The organism is Bradyrhizobium sp. CB2312, from assembly GCF_029714425.1.
GTDB lineage: Bacteria > Pseudomonadota > Alphaproteobacteria > Rhizobiales > Xanthobacteraceae > Bradyrhizobium.
In genome coordinates this window covers 465,731-481,708 of sequence record NZ_CP121668.1, presented here as the reverse complement: position 1 = coordinate 481,708, position 15,978 = coordinate 465,731, and the positions used below count along the sequence as shown (strand labels likewise).

Here is a 15,978-nt window from a genome sequence, read left to right as displayed (position 1 = left end):
GATGACATTCAGTTCGCCTTGATGCCGGCCTCGCTGATCAGCTTGCCCCATTTTGTGCTTTCACTCTCGATGAAGCGGCCGAACTGCTCCGGCGAAGTTGGCGCGGGCTCTGCGCCGAGGGTCCGGATCTTCTCGGCGACCGACGGATCCTTCAGGGCCTTCACGAAGGCTTCGTTCAGCCTCGCGACGATGGCGGGCGGCGTGCCGGCCGGGGCAACGAGCCCGAACCAGCCGACGGATTCGAAACCCGCGATGCCGCTCTCGGCCAGTGTCGGCACATCGGGAAGGGATGACAGACGGCGCGCCGAGGACACGCCGACCGCGTTGAGCTTGCCCTCGAGGATCAGCTGCTTCGATGCGGGAATGTCCAGCACCGCGAAGGGGACGTGGCCGGCGAGGACATCGACCGTCGCCGGCGCAGTCCCGCGATACGGGACCAGCTCCATGGCGATGCCGGCCTTCTGCGTGAACAGCGCCGCCGTCAGATGCATGGCGGTCGAATTGCCGCCATGTCCGATCGACAGCGCACCCGGCTTTGCCTTGGCGAGCGCGATCGTCTCCGCCGCCGAGTGCGCCGGCACGTTGGCGGAGGCGACCAGCACGAAGGGGATTTCCGCAAGCAACGTGATGGGCGCGAGCTGCTTCGGATCGAACGGCATCGACGGATTGAGGTGCGGGTTCACGGTCAGCGCACCTGCGGGCGCGACGCCGAGCGTATAGCCGTCCGGCGCGGCCTGCGCGACCGCGGCCATGCCGATATTGCCCCCTGCCCCGGCGCGGTTCTCGATCACCAGGCCCTGCTTGAGCTCGGCGGTGACCACCGGCTCGAGCGCACGGATCACGGTGTCGGCGCTGCCGCCGGGCGGGAAGGTCACGATGATCTTGATCAATTGCTCCGGATAGGCCGCCTCGCTGGGCTCCGGCGGCAGCACGGCGAAAGTCGCGGCCGTCAGCACGGCCAGGATGCGGCGCTTTGCAACGTGAAACACGTTCTCCTCCCCAGTTGCGTTCTCGTTACGCCGCAGCGCCGGTGATGCGCGCGAGCAAGCCCGGTGGATTCTCAGGCGCGACCTGCCCGCGCCAGGCGATGTGCTGGTCGGGCCGCACCAGCACCAGTTTTTCAGCATAGGCGCCGTTGGCCTCGTCTGCGGCGATGTCGACGAGCGCGAGCGGCATGCCGCGCTCGTCCGCGGCGGATTTCAGCGGAGCCACATCGATCGCCGGATCGAACCGCAGCAATGTGTAGCCCGGCCCGAACGCATCGTAGAGCGATCGTCCGTCGCGCAGGAACAGATGCGGCGAACGGGCGCCCGGCACGGTCGAGGGCGTGAAGCTCCCCATCGTGTAGGCCGGCGGGGTTTCGCCGTCATAGGCGATGATCGGCGAGGCATCGTAATAGTAGCCGAAGTTCAATCCTGCACAGCAATATTGCTGAACGTTGAGATCGTAGGCCGCCCTCGCCAGCGCCGCGCGCGCTGCGTGACCGCGGGGGGTGTCGTCCTCGATCTCCACTGAGACGCCGCCGCGCTGCGCCATCATCTTCATCGCGTGATCCATCGCAAAGCGCGAGACTTGCTCGGTGATCGGCTGACGCTCCGCCTCATAGGCATCGAGGATCGCGGCCGGCGCCCAGCCGTTGAGATGCGCCGCCAATTGCCAGCAGAGATCGACGGCATCCGCAATGCCCGCATTCATGCCGTAGCCGGCATAGGGCATCCACAGATGCGCGGCGTCGCCACAGATGAACACCCGGCGATCGCGGAAGCGATCGGCCACGAGGCGGCGTCCGACCCAGTCCTCCTTGCTGAGGATTTTGTACTCGAAGCGCTCGTCGACGCCGAGGATGGCGCGGATCGACCAGTCGCGGTCGACCGAGTCGAACTCGGGCTCATCGGGCCTCAGATGATTGTGGATCAGCCAGCGGTGATGGCCGTCGATCGCGACGGTCGTGCCCGAGCGCCTCGGATTGAGCGAGAGCACCATCCAGGCCGGCTTGTGCGCGCCCATCAGCTGCTTGAGTTGCGGCGCCTCGATGAAGGTCGATTGCACGCGCTGGATCACCGGCGTGCCGGACAGATTCGCCCCGATCGATTTGCGGACGAGGGAACGGCTGCCGTCGCAGCCGATCACGAAGCTGGCTTCGATGCGGAGTGTCTCTCCGCTGTCGAGATTGCGCGCCTGCGCGACGACATGGTCGGCGTCCTGTTCGATGTCGGTGATCTCGGTGCGGGCCAGAATGGTGATGCGCGGCTGAGCCGCGGCGTGGCCGAACAGGATCGGCTCGAGATAGATCTGGTTGATCCGGTGCGGCGGCTCGGGCGTCGGCCACCAGGTGTCGGAGCCGCCGGTGGCGCTGTAGCGGCGCGCGCGCGAGGGAATGTCGATGCGGCAAAGCTCGATGCCGGTCGCCGTGGTCCGATACGAGCAGTCGTTCGGGAAGTCGGCAGGGAGCCCGGCGTCGCGCAACTTTGCGGCGACGCCCAGCCTTCGGAAGATCTCCATCGAGCGCGCCGAGACGTGATTGCATTTGACGCTGGGCGGATCGCCGGCGTGGCGGATCTCCGCGATCACGACGTCGATCCCGCGCGAGGCCAGGTCCATGGCCGCGGTCAATCCCACGGGCCCGGCGCCCACCACCAGCACCTGTGTCCTCATGCTCGTTTCCTCTTGCCCAGCGGATTCACCGTCCGCACAGCATGCATTTTATTGCAGGCTCGCTTATAAGATAAGCCAGAAAGAACTCATCAATTCATGAGCTTCGCCTATGAATGTCACCTTGCGGCAGCTGCGGGCCTTCACCGGCGTGTACCGCACACGCAGCATCACGCGGGCCGCGCGCGAGCTCGGGATCACGCAATCGGCGGCGAGCCTTCTGGTCCAGCAGCTCGAGGGTCAGCTCGGCGTCAAGCTGTTCGACCGCTCAACGCGCTCGGTGCAACCGACGCTGGCCGCCGACGAGGCGTTTCACGCCGCCGAACGCATGCTGAGCGATGCGCAGGGCCTGTCGCGGCGCATGCGCGACCTCGCGCAGGCTCGCGCCGGCCGCGTCGTGTTTCTCGCCTCCGCGGGCGCCGCCTCCGCGCTGCTGCCGCGGGTGCTGGCGAAATTCCGAGCCGCCCATCCCGACATCGAGATCGACATGCGGGATGTCGCCGCCGACGATCTCGTTCCGCGTCTGACCGCGACCGATGCGGAGTTCGCGATCGGCAGCGTCGAGGGCGAATTCGCCGACATGACGATCGAGACGTTGACAAGCGGGCGCCTCAGCGCGATCGGCCGCCGCTCCGCCGACTTTGCCGCGCGGCGTTCCCTCACATGGGATGAGCTTGCGCAGATGCCGACGATCGCGATGCGCCGCGAGACGCGGATCCGCATGCAGATCGATCAGGCGCTCGGCGCGCAGGGCAAGCACCTCAATCCGACCTATGAAGTGACACTGATCAACACCGCGCTCGCCATGACCGCTCAGGGCCTCGGCCTCGCCATCCTTCCCGCGACCATGCTGCCGGCCGACCAGTTTCCGACACTGATCGCAAGGCCGCTGGTGCGCCCGGCCATCACCCGACCGGTGTCGCTGCTCCAGCGGCAGGGCCGGACGCTCTCGCCGGCGGCGCAGGCGTTTGTCGCGACGGCGCGGACAATGCTGGCGGGGCCGTGACAAGGACGCGCCCCCGCGGTCCGGCTATTCGGCGAGATTGTGCTGCTGCCAGCGCAGCAGGTAGGCCTGCAACCGCCAGATCAGCGCGGACAGCGCGACACCGACCAGCATCAGGACGATGACGGCGACCATCATTCCCGAGGCCTCCGCGCGCGCTTCGGACTCGATGATCAGGCGACCGATTCCCCGTTCCGCGCCGATGAACTCGCCGACGATCACCCCGATCAGGGCGAAGGAGATCGCGGGCGTCAGCGAGGCGAACACCCAGGCCATGGTCGAGGGAATGACCACCGTGCGGGTGATCTGCCACTCGCTGGCGCCGAGCAACCGCGCCGCGTTGACAAAACCCTCGTCGATCGAGCGCGCGCCTTCGAAGGTGTTGAAGAAAACGAGGAAGACGACCACGATCCACGACGTCACGACCTTCGAGGTATCGCCGATGCCGAAGGCCAGCACGATGATCGGCGCCAGCGCGATGCGGGGAATCGAATTCACTGCGGTGATGAACGGCTGAAAAATCGCGCTCAGCCGGTCCGAACGGCCCAGCACGAGGCCTGCGGCAAAGCCACTGCCGACACCGGTCACGAAGCCGAAGAAGGTGTTCTTCAGCGTGACGGCGGTCGCGATCCAGAGATTGTTTTCCGAGCGTGCCATGCAGCGGGCGAACTCGCCATTGAACCAGCCGTTGAAGACGCCGAGCTTGGACTTGAGGCAGCTCAGGATCAAGAAATGCTCGAAGATGTCGGAGGGCCTGGACACGAAGTACGGATCGAGCAGATCCGGCACCAGCCATGGAAATCGCCCATGCAGGGCGTATCCCCACTGCCAGATCGACAGCAGGCAGACGCAGATCAATATCTGCCACGCCAATGTTCTGCCGTGACTGCGCGCTCGCCTCATGGCTTGCGGCCCTTCATGAATTCTTCGCCGAGCGAGTGCCAGATCAGCTGGAACAGCTCGGCGTAACGCGGCGTCTCCCGGATTTTCACGGCGTTGCGCGGGCGGGCAAAATCCACCTCGAAACTCTCCTTGATCCGGCCGGGCCGGGCGGAAAACAGGATGATACGGTCCGCCAGCGTCAGCGCTTCGCCGAGATCGTGGGTCACGAACAGCACGGTCTGCTGCTCGCGTTCCCAGATGCGAAGTAGCACGTCGTGCATGTCGATCTTGGTGTGGGTGTCGAGCGCGCCGAACGGCTCGTCCATCAGCAGAACCTGCGGCTCGACCACCAGCGTTCGCATCAAGGCTGCGCGCTGGCGCATGCCGCCCGACAATGCGGAAGGATAGGCGTTACCAAAGCCCTCGAGCCCGGCCTGCATCAGGCACGTATTGACACGATCCTTTCGCTCCGCCGCCGGGACACCCGCGAGCTCGAGGCCGTAGCCGATATTGTCGGCGACGGTACGCCAGGGAAACAGGGTATCGCGCTGGAACACATAGCCGACGTTCGGCGTCGCCCGTCCGTGAATGACGGGCGTTCCGTCGATCAGGATCTGACCGCTGGTCGGCTTGAGCAGCGTCGCGATCATGTTGAGGACGGTGCTCTTGCCCGAGCCGGACGGTCCCAGAAGAGCGACGAATTCGCCGCGGCGGACGTTGAAGGAGACGTCGCGCACCGCCTCGATGGCCGTACCCGCGAGCTGGAAGGTCTTGCACAATCCGCGCACGTCGATGCGCCGCATGTCGGGTGGCGCATCGGGCTGTGGCGAATGTAATGCCTGGACGCTCAAGCCGGATAGGCCTTGCGTGCGGCTTCAATGAAGCTGGTGTTGACGACGTCACCCATTGCGAGCGGCTTGATGCCGGTCATCTCGCGGAACCAGACCTTCTGACCGCGTGCGAAGCTGGCCTCGTCGATGATGCAATCGTAGTCGGTGATCTTCTTCATGACGCCGATGTCGAAGATGTTGGCGTCGCGCGACGTGCTCCCGACATAGGGCTCGATCGCGTCGTAGATCTCTTCGGGCGAGTGCCCCTTGATCCACTGGGTGGCGCGCCACAGCGCGGTGACGAACGCCTGCATCTTCTGGGGGTCCTTGTCGATGCTCGACTGCAGCGTGAAATGCGACGTCACCGGAACCTTGCCGCCGATATATTTGGCCCAGACCGCCTCGTCCGTTCCGTCGAACAACAATGCGCCCCAGCCCTGCTCGACCGAATCCTTCAGGATCGACGGCGAGTTGATGAGAACGTCGACCTGTTTCGTTTTCAACGTGCCCATCATGGTGTCGACATTGCCGGTGCCGATCCAGGTCACCTTGTCGTCCAGCCCCATGGTTTCCATGTAGTAGGAGGCCCAGACGTGGTTGGTGCCGCCCAGCGACGACACCGAGACGATCGGCTTTCTTCCGTCGGGCCGCTTCCACTTCGTCAGCGCGTCGAGTGTGGTGATCCCCTGATCGAACAGATCCTTGCGGATGATGAAGATCGCGGCGTTACTTCGGGTATCGACCGGCATCAGGACCCGCGCGCTGCGGCCGTGATTGCTGAGCTGCATCGGGTGGGTGATGTCGCCGATGCCGATATCGCCTTGCGACGAAGCGATGATCTCGCGTGTCTTCACGCCGCTGCCGCCCTGGATCAGCTTGCAGTCGAGACCAGCCTCCTTGAAGAACCCGGCCCGGTCGGCGACGAACTGGGACTGATAGACGGGAATGGCCACCGGATAGATCACGCGGCCCGACGGCGCATCTGCCCAGGCCCGCCCTGCCGTCATGGAGACACCTGCGCCGGCGACAATCGTCAGCGCGGACCGTCTGGTGATCCTGGTTCTCATCACGCGTGCTCCCTCTCCTTGCCGGCCACCTTGTCGAGCGCGTTCAGCACCGCATCGCCCATCTCCTGGGTCGAAAGTTTTCTTGCGCCGGGTTCGGCGATATCGGCCGTTCTTGCGCCGGCGGCGAGGGCCGTATCCACGGCCTTCTCCAGCAGCGCGGCATCATCAGGCCGATTGAGGGTGATGCGCAACATCATTGCGACGCTGAGAATCGAGCCGAGCGGATTGGCGATGCCCTTGCCCGCAATGTCAGGCGCGCTGCCGTGGACCGGCTCATAGAGCGCCTTGCGGCGTCCGAGCCGGTCCGGCGGCCCGAGCGAGACCGACGGCAGCATGCCGAGCGAGCCCGACGCCATCGCGGCGCAATCGGAGAGAATGTCGCCGAAGATGTTGCAGGTCACCATGACGTCGAACTGCGACGGCGCCCGAACGATCTGCATCGCGGCGTTGTCGACATAGAGATGCGTCAGCTCCACATCGGCAAATTCCGCCTGATGCAGCGCCGTCACCTCCTCGCGCCACAACACGCTGGTCTCGAGCACATTGGCCTTGTCGACGGAGCAGACCCGGCCCTTGCGCGTCCGCGCCAGCTCGAACGCGGTTCGCGCCACCCGGCGGATCTGGCTGGTGGTGTATTGCTGGGTGTTGAAGCCACGGCGCTGGCCGTCGGGCAACGTTTCGATGCCGCGCGGCTCGCCGAAATAGATGCCGCTGGTGAGCTCGCGAATGATGATGAAGTCGACACCCTTCAGCACGGAGGCCTTGAGCGGCGCCGAATCCGCCAACGCCGGACTGGCAACGATGGGCCGGAGATTGGCATAGAGGTCGTATTTGCTGCGCAGCGACAGCAGGCTTCCCGCCTTGCGCGCTGCGGCAGGAACCTCAGTGGTCTCCGGGCCACCGGTCGCGCCCCAGAGGATCGCGTCGGCCTCCTCCATCGCCTCGGCGGTATCGTCCGGCAACACCTTGCCGGTCGCGAGATAAGGGATGAGACCATATTGCGCTTCGCGCAGCGCCACGGGAATGCCGCGCCGGGCCGAAAACCATTTGAGAATGCGATGCGACTGGTCGGTCACTTCAGGGCCGATGCCTTCGCCGCCGACCACGGCGACCTTGATCATGTTCGAGAGCGTGTTCATGCCGATAGTCCTGCAAAATGAATCCACGGCCGCGCGTCGCGGTCGGATGCCTGGAATGCGCGAATCTCGTGGTCGCGCCGCAGCGAGAGCACGAAACGTCAGAGCTCCGAGAGCAGTTCATCGCGGTTCTCGGCCATGACCTGCGTAATCCCCTCGCTTCGATCAGTGCCGGGGTACGTATCCTCGACAGGACAGTCCAAACCGAGAAAGAGCGGCAGGTTATCGCCATGATGCAGACCACTGTCATGCGAATGGCAGGACTGATCGATGACGTGCTTGATTTGGCTCGTGGACGGCTTGGCGGTGGAATTCGGTTGAACCTCGATTTCGGAAAGCCGCTGGAGCCGGTGCTCATGGGCGTCGTGGACGAACTAAGACTGGCCTCGCCAGGTCGGATCATTCAGGCCGAATTCAATATCGAGCGGCCCGTGAACTGTGATGGCCAACGGCTTGGACAGATGCTGTCCAACCTCGTCGGGAACGCCCTCACGCACGGATCTTCGAGCAAGCCCGTGATTGTTCACGCAGAAACAAGGGAGCGCGTATTCGAGCTCTGGGTCTCCAACGCCGGCCAGCCGATCGCACAAGCCGCGATGGACAAGCTGTTCGAGCCCTTTTTCCGCGGGAATGCTCATGCCAGCCGCCAGGGGCTCGGACTGGGGCTCTACATCGCTTCGCAGATTGCAAAAGCTCACGGCGGCGAATTGACCGTCAGCTCGACGAGTGAAGAAACCAAGTTCACGTTCACTATGCCGCTTTCGGCGGAGGCGTGAACTACTTCTCTCGGGGAAGATAGCCGTTGGTGGGTAACTACCTATTTTGTGGAGGACGAGGTTCCTTTTTCGCTGGGTTTCCTGCATGGTCCGCCATGGCAAAAATAAAAGTGAGCTTCAAACCGGTTCGCAAATCTGAGGGCGATTGGACTATCATCGCCGAGTATCCAGGCGCAGAGCCTCGAGAAATCACCGGCTTCACGAGCAAAGCCGATATTGATGGCTGGCTGAATGGAGAGCGTCGGATTGCCTGGCTCCGATCACAAGGCTACGCGAAGTAACTTGATGGCGCCTTCCTCAACGATCATACCCCTGGCAGGATTCTGGCGCGCGTCGAATATCCGGCTATCATCACTACTAATGCAGCTTCCCTCAACCAAGCCGCCATTTTCGTAGGTGGGTACTGGCTTCTGTGGAGTACTTTCGCGGCTCGAGGCCTCAGGTGCTCCTCTATCAAGGAGAGTTTCTCAACGGCTGCAAGTGGGTAGCAGCTGTTGAAGTGGCATTGCCTTACAAGGCGGTGCGGCCATAAGAAACGGGCGCATCCTACGCAAAGGGCGGTATCTCTACCAGCGTTCCGATCAATCGCAATAGTGCTTGCTGTTCGGGTCCCTTCCCGCCACGCAAGAACTCACCCAACTCGATGTGAGACAGCCGGCCGCCAGAGGGCGCATTGGGCTGGTGGATGATGAACGCGTAACCGTTTGTCGGCTCGCGCGCGATGAACCATGCGTCGCCATTTGGGCTCCGATAGAGCTCCCGCCGGTCTGACATTTTTCCTCCCCTTGCTGCCTCCGGACAGTGTAGGAGTCCGAACGGACGCCTGCGATCACTGAAAATACGAAAGCTGATCTTCCGTAACAACGCGCTCGATGTTCTTGGATTTGCACCTGATGCGATACCTAACTCGTCCATCAGACTCGATGGGCATGTGCTGTATGATCGTGTAAATCATCTGCGGTTCAGTTGCGGCGCGTCCTTGCGGGCCTTGAGCTTGGTGGCGAACGTCCTCATTCAGCTTGTAGGCATATGGCATAGTTCTTCCTCATCGCTCATGACTCTAGCTCACTCGCCGGTGTCCAGGGCGGAGCCCTAGTCCTCAAGAATGGATTTTGTAGCCTCGAATATCTGTTCCGCTGTGCCCTTGATCGTGTCCTTCGCCCAGGCTTGAAACACGGTGACGTAGGCGTTCTTGTAAGCTGCTTCGTCTGCAGAAAAGTAGACTTCGTCGGTAGCCGTATCCAAGACAAGCGCTCCTGTATCGATGCAAATTTCCTCGATTAGTACCAGGCGTTCTTCTTGCTCGGCCAGATGACGTTTTACGATGCTCATTGAATCTCCTGCTTGGCACCAAGGATAGCACGTTCCAGATGCAGACCGGGGCAGCCTGTAAATATCGTGCGGCTTGAGGTGCAACTCCTCGAAAAGCCTTTGCTGTTCTTCCCTCAGGGTTGAACCACGAGTTCCGCCGTCCAGCCTTCGAGAACAGCTGCGAGTACCAACGCCGGCGCCTGACTTAGCTTGTGTAAGGTCCGACGATCGTCCGCGGTCACGTCAAGAAACAAGTTGCCGAACGTCTCTGCGATGAACGGCAATTCCTGCCATAGGCCGCGGTTCGATTTGCGAGGTGAAGTCATCCTTCAGATGAGGAATGTCGAACAGGGCCGATACCGATTTATGCACCCGAAAGACGAAGCAAGCCACTCCGAAATGAATTTGCGCGATGAGCTTCGAGGCAGACCTCGGTTCAGCTTAATCGTAACTCAGCGACACAAGGGCCGATTGTCGAAGCGAAGCCACAGATGAGCCCGTTGATTTTTTTGCCCCATTCAATCAAAAACCCCGCTCCCGATGGCTCGGGCGCGGGGCAGGACCGCAAGCTCTGCCAGTACATCCGTGGCTGGAGCGACAGGCCGGTCGTGCTGTTATTTAAGCAGCACGAAGATTCTCGGCAGCGGACTTACCGGTCCGACGGTCTGCCACGACGTCATAAGACAGCGTCTGACCTTCGCTCAGAGTTCCCATACCGGCGCGTTCGACAGCGCTGATGTGAACGAAGACGTCGTTGCTGCCGTTCGTTGGCTGGATAAAGCCAAAGCCCTTTTGGGTGTTAAACCACTTCACTGTACCCGTGTTCATAAGGTTTCCTTTCGCGTGCGCGGAGGACCCGGCGCGCGGAGCTGCGGCCAGTGTCCAAACAGTCGATGTTGGAGAATGTCTGAAACGTGCGCGCCGCAGGATCTGAGGCGAAAGCGGAACAGTTGTTCGGCCAGTATCGATGGCGAGATCATACACCAGCAGTTGAGAAAGTCAATAATTACGAGAACCGGCCCATCGCCAAACGCGCGTCGGTCGATAGTTATAGCGGATGACCCCAGCCTGGAACGGCTCGGTCACAGACCGATAGTTCAATATGGCGACTAGAGAGCCCTTCCTGCCAGACGGTAAACGGAAGCGGGGCGGACCCTACTCTACGCGCCCGGGAAGGCGAGCGCGCTTGGTCTTGTTGGCGGCGTTGAGCTTGTCTCGGATCAAGCCGCAACGTGCTGAAACTCCAAGCCCAGCTGAGCTCTTCCGTTCACCATCTCCCAGATCGAACGCAGATTAGCGAACGCTAGTGTTCGCCAGCGGTTTTGACTCTAACAATCCTAACCCAGCTACCTGTCGCTGACGCTGATATATTTCTGGAACGCGGAACGCCGACCTGTGGGGAATGTTGCCTTCAAGGCCGCGGAAGCTTCGCGAGGAGCGCGACTGTCGACCTTCGCGGCAGGAACAGCTTAACGCCAGCCCTGATCACGATCTTCCCCATCCCCAATTGTGAGAGAATGCCATGAACGGGTACAAGCCGACCTATTTCCGTAATTCGCTGGATTTGAGAGACAAAGTGCAAGTCAAGATTCTTCGCAAGCGACTCAAGCTGTCGGATGAGCGGTTTGCCACCGTCGTTCGCAAGTCTGGCACCGCCATCTCGGCCATCACCAAGGAAGCCTCCACTTTAAAGTCAATAGGCTAAGTATTTGCTTCGTAGCCCGCCTGTTGAGCCACAACGACCATGCCTCCGTGCCGGCGAGATTGCTCAAGCCCCGGAAGCGCGAGCAGAACGAATAGAGCTCCCGACAATCGACAATCTACCGCGTTTCCCTTGATTCTTTCCGATTTCTAAAAGCCGAAATCGACATATGGACCAGGTGTAGTTTGCCTTTAACTGCGGGCGAAATGTCGAATGGGTACGCGTCGGCAAGACCTAGCGAGCGGTTGAGGCGGTTGATCGTAAGTGCGAGCGGGGCCCACAGCTCCAAAAGTGCGCCAAAATCGCTTTCGAGATAGGGGTCGTTTAGCGTGTGCTGAGCGCGCGCGTCCAAGGACAGCGGAAGTCCTGCCAGCGAATCCAGGGTCGAAACGATATGTAAGAAGTGGGCGAAGGTTTCTGCCCAGTCTTCCCAAGGATGAGATGTCGCATACATACTGATGTGACTTGTCGGATCGCCGGACCGACCTTGACGGGCGTAGTAGGCGGCAAGCGCAGCCTGGTAATTCTCGGTCTCGTCGCCGAACACCAGCCGAAAAGGCGATAGGAAGCCTCCTTCGTGTATCAGCGCATTCCAGTAGAAGTGGCCTATTTCGTGTCGAAAATGACCAAGAAGGGTGCGATAGGGTTCGCGAAATGAAACGCGCCTGATCTCGCGCTGCACATCGTCGGCCTCCGCAAGGTTAACTGTTATCAGGCCGGATTCGTGCCCGGTCAGGACCGGTCCATGCTCGTCGGACAGAATCTCGAATGCCAGCTGAAATCCACCCGCGGATGCGATGGGTAGGCGGAGCCTTCGCAGGTCGTAGATCAATCTGCGCTTGGCTTCCTCCACGCGCGTCCACAGGAACACGTTATGGGAATTTTGCGTGGTAGGAATGACCTGGGTCAGGGAGCAGGACAGGCAGTAGGGAGCCGAGGCAACAGCGCACCAATTGCAACCGATGATGTTTCGGTTGACGCATTCCAGGGCGCTTTCCGCGCCAACCATTGCCATGTTCTCAGGATCGAACATCAAGCGCTGCTTACACCCATTGCATTCGGAGTCCTCGAAAGCTGAAAGCTGCCCACAATGAGGACATTTGAACTCTCTCATGGTCGCGCACGTTTATTGAGGGTGCCGATCAACGCGCGCTGCTTCTTTAATGCGCACTTCCTCAGAGTGTCAGCGTCGGCTTCACTCACGGTGCGACGCGCGCCCTGATAGGACGCCCTGTCGGACATGGGCTGGGCCAGCCAGTCCTGCACCGGCTGAACCGACATGGGTTTCACTCTTGATCGCATTTTCATCCTTTAGAAAGCCCTCAGTTAGAAATGGGTTCCGGTCAGGTATTGGACGGTTGTCCGTCGCAAACGAGCATGCTGCTGGCGATCGTAGCTGCGATGTCATACCATTCGCGCCTGAGCGCTCGCGGCATTCGTCGGTGACGACGCGCAGACAGGTCATGCGACGTTCTCAATCGTCTCATTGGAGCCAAATCCCATGAAAATCCGCGTTGGCTTCGAGATGATCTACGACTTTCCGCAACCGACACCCCTGATTGCGGTTGTCGGCACCCACTTCACGCGGGCATCCGACATTGTCGTGCCCGATCATCTTGTCAGTGAGCCATCAGTACCGATCACGCCCTATCGCGACGGTTTCGGAAATTGGTGTAGCCGTCTTGTTGCGCCCGCCGGCCGCATGCGCCTCACGGCGGACGGCATCGTACGAGATAGCGGTCTAGCCGACCTCATCGTCCCATCAGCGCAGCAACATGCGGTGGAAGATCTTCCTCCGGACACTATCGTGTATTTGCTATGCAGCCGGTATGTCGAGACCGACCGACTTACCGACGTCGCGTGGAAGTTGTTCGAGAAGACCGCGTCTGACGGGTCAAGGGCATCTGCGACTTCGTCCATAACCACATCGCTTTCGGCTACGAACACGCCCGCCCCACCAAGACTGCCTGGGAAGTGTTCAACGAAGGCAAAGGCGTCTGCCGGGACTATGCACATCTGGCTATTGCGTTCTGCCGCTGCATGAACATTCCCGCGCGCTACTGCACGGGCTATCTCAGTGACATTGGCATGGCACCTCCATATGCCGCTGGGGATTTTGCCGGCTGGTTCGAAGCCTATATCGGCGGGCGTTGGCACACATTCGATCCTCGCAACAATATTCCGCGCATCGGTCGCGTGCTAATCGCACAGGGCCGCGATGCCGCGGACGTTCCAATCACCCAGACATTCGGATCCAACACCTTACTCAGCTTCAAGGTTTGGACCGACGAACTCGTCTGTTGATCACCGCAGCGCCAGTTGGCAATGCAACTGCCACCTCAAGCGCGGAACAGAATCCCTCACGGTCCAGCGCGCAACAAGGAGAGCTCCGTTACTTGGATCTATTTGCTTCGAAGATCAGTGCCGCCTGAAAGAGGCGGCCCGCCTCCGTTCGAACCTCGACTGCAACGTCCGGACGGTCTTCCTGCCCCGCCAAATCACGTGCCAATCCTGCCAACGTGTGAGCCGCCTCCATCTCGGCCTCTCGCTGCGTGGAAAACTCTATTCCATCTTCGTCAGGGTAGAGCTCCTGATCGTCTCTGATATCGAAGAAATATCGGATCATCATGAGCGCCCTTTTAGAGAATGTCGGCGCCAGCGCGAGAGGATTCGAAGGCATATGTCCGGCATTCGCAGGTCACCTTCGCGGCTCGCTCCAGTTGCGCAATCGGAACCCAGGACGGCGTGCCACCAATCACAATCCGTGGCCCTGCTTCCCGGTCGCGCCGAGAATGGAAGCGGCCGACGCTCGCCTCAGCTCTCGCCCGACAGCCGGGCGAAATCGTCGAGCAGCGCTGCCACCAGTGCGCGATGGCGCGTATCCTCGGCAGGCCGACTTGCAGCATAGAGGTTGAGCAGATGGCGTGCCTTCACAGCTGCCTCCGGCCAGGACGCGGCAAGAACGGTCATCATGCGGTTTTCGAGGTCAGCCTCGCGAACACGCACCTCGCGGAGATTGGCCTCGACGTCAGCCAAGGCGCGGCGCAGGTCGGTGGCCTTCTGCGCGGCCATGCCGCGGCGCTTGTCGAGATCGACCGGCAGGTCAGTCATGGACGATACTCGCGTCCGCAGCTTGTGCGTTCGCAAGATCGATCGAGCCGATCGACAACATCTCGGTCGTTCCGCAGCCGGTTTCAGCGGGCACGGTGATCATTGTCGCAATACGGCGATAGGTTGAGAACGTCAGCCCCTCGATCGTCTCCTCATCCGTGACGACCTCATAAGCGCCCGGGGGCAAGACGCGCTCGATGCCGCGGATGCGGAACGGATGTTTGAAGGTGACGGTTTCTCGCCGCGAACGGATGGTCATGCACGCCGCCTTTCGCAAGTGAAGCCCCAACCGATGCTGGCGGCCGCGACCATGCGCCGCTCGTGCGGCAATAGCCAGCACTATTGTGACCCGCCCGCAGACGAAGATGTCACAGCGGAGCGGGCACCCGCGCGGCACTTAACCCTCGCTATTGGTTCAGTACTGGCGTAGGGTCGCTGGCATCACCGCACTTCTAACGGCTTCGACCGGTGACTGAGGGTCACGTGTGCTCCCGCCAAAGGCCTTGCAGGAGCGTTCGATGTCGCGTGGTCGCATCTCTGAATGGATCGTACCGCCGGTGATTGTTCCGCTGTTCCTCCTGCTTCTTGTGTGCGCGGCCGCTATCTTCAATGGGTAGGGCAACACGCGTGCCGTATCTGGTCAGTGGGACCAACGAATACGGCAGCTCGAACCTCGGCCGCGGCACGGCGAAGGTCGCATTGCGACTTGCACGAAAATTGCTGCGCGAAGGCTACATGGACGTCAGGGTCTGCACTCCCCGCGGACGAGTGTTGCAGCCAAACGAACTCGACGAACTCGAACCATCACAGGAGAGTGACATGGCGAAGGGCCAGCAACGCGGCAATCGCGAAGCCAAGAAGCCGAAGAAGGAAAAGGCAAAAGTGATCGCAGCGGCGCCGAGCCGAAAGGATGCCGCTTGGCAGCCTGATTTGGGGCCCGCAAAGAAGAGGTAGCAGGGGCTTGACACGTGGCAAGTGGAATCGGAAGGGCTGGTGTGGCCCCAGGTAAGCCCCTTTCGAACATGGGCCCGTCAAAACCCGATCGAGCCGACATCAAATAGAAGGGCGCTCAGCATGACAATGGCTCGAACAGGTATTTGTACGGCCGCGCTTTTCCTCGCATTAGTGTCCGGTGCAGCACCAGCGGCTTTCGCGGCGGAGCCGAACTGCCGTTCAATCGAAAGTACCAGCGCACGCCTCTCCTGTTACGACGCAGCCTTTCCTCCAAAAGCGAGGAAGCCCTCCGCGAGCAGTACCGACTCATGGTCTGTCGAAAAGGACCCCTTCCTCGCGGAAGAAGCCCGCACCACAGCGAAGCTAAAAAATATTTGCCGCGGTTGCTGAGTTTCACGTTGTACTTCAAATAGCTCCAATTCAGAGAGCCAGCAAAATGACGAAAGAGGATGCTAAAGGTCGTCGCGTAGGCCGCCAGCGGAAGCGTGCTCTCGACCTCGCTGGCACTGCGATAGATGAAAGAGCTGACGCCTCCGCGAGCTCCAAGGTGCAAT

Annotated in this window: 17 protein-coding genes and 1 pseudogene; 5 read left to right on the top strand and 13 right to left on the bottom strand. The window is 61.2% G+C overall.

Annotation, left to right across the window (positions count from 1 at the left end; translation table 11 throughout):
- Positions 1 to 8: 8 nt before the first annotated feature.
- Together QA642_RS02320 and QA642_RS02315 are read right to left on the bottom strand one after the other, a co-directional pair.
- On the bottom strand, positions 9 to 989 hold the full coding sequence (locus QA642_RS02320; protein ID WP_283083202.1) for a tripartite tricarboxylate transporter substrate binding protein: 981 nt from the start codon (positions 987 to 989) through the stop codon (positions 9 to 11).
- 25 nt (positions 990 to 1,014) lie between these two features.
- Positions 1,015 to 2,655, bottom strand: a complete 1,641-nt coding sequence (locus tag QA642_RS02315; protein WP_283083201.1) for an FAD-dependent oxidoreductase — start codon at positions 2,653 to 2,655, stop codon at positions 1,015 to 1,017.
- Between the two features lie 109 nt (positions 2,656 to 2,764).
- Here QA642_RS02315 and QA642_RS02310 point away from each other — a divergent pair, with 109 nt between their 5' ends.
- Positions 2,765 to 3,658 carry a LysR family transcriptional regulator gene (locus QA642_RS02310; protein WP_283083200.1) on the top strand — a complete coding sequence of 298 codons (894 nt, stop codon included), beginning with the start codon at positions 2,765 to 2,767 and terminating at the stop codon, positions 3,656 to 3,658.
- A gap of 24 nt (positions 3,659 to 3,682) precedes the next feature.
- On the opposite strand, the gene QA642_RS02305 is transcribed toward QA642_RS02310, so the two are convergent.
- The 4 genes from QA642_RS02305 to leuB are packed head-to-tail and all read right to left on the bottom strand — an operon-like array spanning position 3,683 to position 7,573.
- Positions 3,683 to 4,558: an ABC transporter permease gene (locus QA642_RS02305; RefSeq protein WP_283083199.1), complete on the bottom strand. Its 876-nt coding sequence runs from the start codon at positions 4,556 to 4,558 to the stop codon at positions 3,683 to 3,685.
- Positions 4,555 to 5,340, bottom strand: coding sequence for an ABC transporter ATP-binding protein (locus QA642_RS02300; RefSeq protein ID WP_283083198.1), 786 nt, complete (start codon positions 5,338 to 5,340; stop codon positions 4,555 to 4,557). The genes QA642_RS02305 and QA642_RS02300 overlap by 4 nt, the downstream gene beginning before the upstream one ends.
- 44 nt (positions 5,341 to 5,384) lie before the next feature.
- A complete protein-coding gene (locus QA642_RS02295) occupies positions 5,385 to 6,434 on the bottom strand; it encodes an ABC transporter substrate-binding protein (RefSeq protein WP_283083197.1) in 1,050 nt (349 codons plus the stop codon).
- Entirely contained in the window at positions 6,434 to 7,573 is a 1,140-nt protein-coding gene (gene leuB, locus QA642_RS02290; RefSeq protein WP_283083196.1) for a 3-isopropylmalate dehydrogenase, read from the bottom strand. Before leuB ends, QA642_RS02295 begins: the two co-directional genes overlap by 1 nt.
- A 17-nt stretch (positions 7,574 to 7,590) precedes the next feature.
- Between leuB and QA642_RS02285 the strand changes: the two genes are divergently transcribed.
- Positions 7,591 to 8,346, top strand: coding sequence for a HAMP domain-containing sensor histidine kinase (locus QA642_RS02285; protein ID WP_283083195.1), 756 nt, complete (start codon positions 7,591 to 7,593; stop codon positions 8,344 to 8,346).
- Between the two features lie 1,092 nt (positions 8,347 to 9,438).
- Here the strand turns inward: QA642_RS02285 and QA642_RS02280 are convergent.
- Both QA642_RS02280 and QA642_RS02275 read right to left on the bottom strand, forming a co-directional pair.
- The gene (locus QA642_RS02280; protein ID WP_283083194.1) at positions 9,439 to 9,678 is read right to left on the bottom strand and encodes a hypothetical protein; all 240 of its coding nucleotides are present in this window, start codon (positions 9,676 to 9,678) and stop codon (positions 9,439 to 9,441) included.
- Positions 9,679 to 10,275: 597 nt separating this feature from the next.
- Entirely contained in the window at positions 10,276 to 10,485 is a 210-nt protein-coding gene (locus QA642_RS02275) for a cold-shock protein (RefSeq protein ID WP_092226167.1), read from the bottom strand.
- Positions 10,486 to 11,179: 694 nt separating this feature from the next.
- Between QA642_RS02275 and QA642_RS02270 the strand changes: the two genes are divergently transcribed.
- Positions 11,180 to 11,362, top strand: a complete 183-nt coding sequence (locus QA642_RS02270; protein ID WP_283083193.1) for a DUF3606 domain-containing protein — start codon at positions 11,180 to 11,182, stop codon at positions 11,360 to 11,362.
- Positions 11,363 to 11,477: 115 nt separating this feature from the next.
- On the opposite strand, the gene QA642_RS02265 is transcribed toward QA642_RS02270, so the two are convergent.
- Positions 11,478 to 12,473 (bottom strand): putative zinc-binding metallopeptidase, encoded by a 996-nt coding sequence (locus tag QA642_RS02265; RefSeq protein ID WP_283083192.1) that lies wholly within the window; start codon positions 12,471 to 12,473, stop codon positions 11,478 to 11,480.
- Positions 12,470 to 12,640, bottom strand: coding sequence for a hypothetical protein (locus tag QA642_RS02260; protein WP_283083191.1), 171 nt, complete (start codon positions 12,638 to 12,640; stop codon positions 12,470 to 12,472). The genes QA642_RS02265 and QA642_RS02260 overlap by 4 nt, the downstream gene beginning before the upstream one ends.
- A 220-nt stretch (positions 12,641 to 12,860) precedes the next feature.
- Here QA642_RS02260 and QA642_RS02255 point away from each other — a divergent pair.
- Positions 12,861 to 13,663 (top strand): annotated as a pseudogene (locus tag QA642_RS02255) (transglutaminase family protein).
- Positions 13,664 to 13,751: 88 nt separating this feature from the next.
- On the opposite strand, the gene QA642_RS02250 reads toward QA642_RS02255, so the two are convergent.
- From QA642_RS02250 to QA642_RS02240, 3 genes are all read right to left on the bottom strand, one after another.
- On the bottom strand, positions 13,752 to 13,985 hold the full coding sequence (locus QA642_RS02250) for a hypothetical protein (RefSeq protein ID WP_092238589.1): 234 nt from the start codon (positions 13,983 to 13,985) through the stop codon (positions 13,752 to 13,754).
- Between the two features lie 188 nt (positions 13,986 to 14,173).
- A complete protein-coding gene (locus QA642_RS02245) occupies positions 14,174 to 14,470 on the bottom strand; it encodes a hypothetical protein (protein ID WP_283083190.1) in 297 nt (98 codons plus the stop codon).
- On the bottom strand, positions 14,463 to 14,729 hold the full coding sequence (locus tag QA642_RS02240; protein WP_283087135.1) for a hypothetical protein: 267 nt from the start codon (positions 14,727 to 14,729) through the stop codon (positions 14,463 to 14,465). The genes QA642_RS02245 and QA642_RS02240 overlap by 8 nt, the downstream gene beginning before the upstream one ends.
- A gap of 368 nt (positions 14,730 to 15,097) precedes the next feature.
- Between QA642_RS02240 and QA642_RS02235 the strand changes: the two genes are divergently transcribed.
- Positions 15,098 to 15,424 carry a hypothetical protein gene (locus tag QA642_RS02235; RefSeq protein ID WP_283083189.1) on the top strand — a complete coding sequence of 109 codons (327 nt, stop codon included), beginning with the start codon at positions 15,098 to 15,100 and terminating at the stop codon, positions 15,422 to 15,424.
- The last annotated feature ends 554 nt before the right edge of the window (positions 15,425 to 15,978 follow it).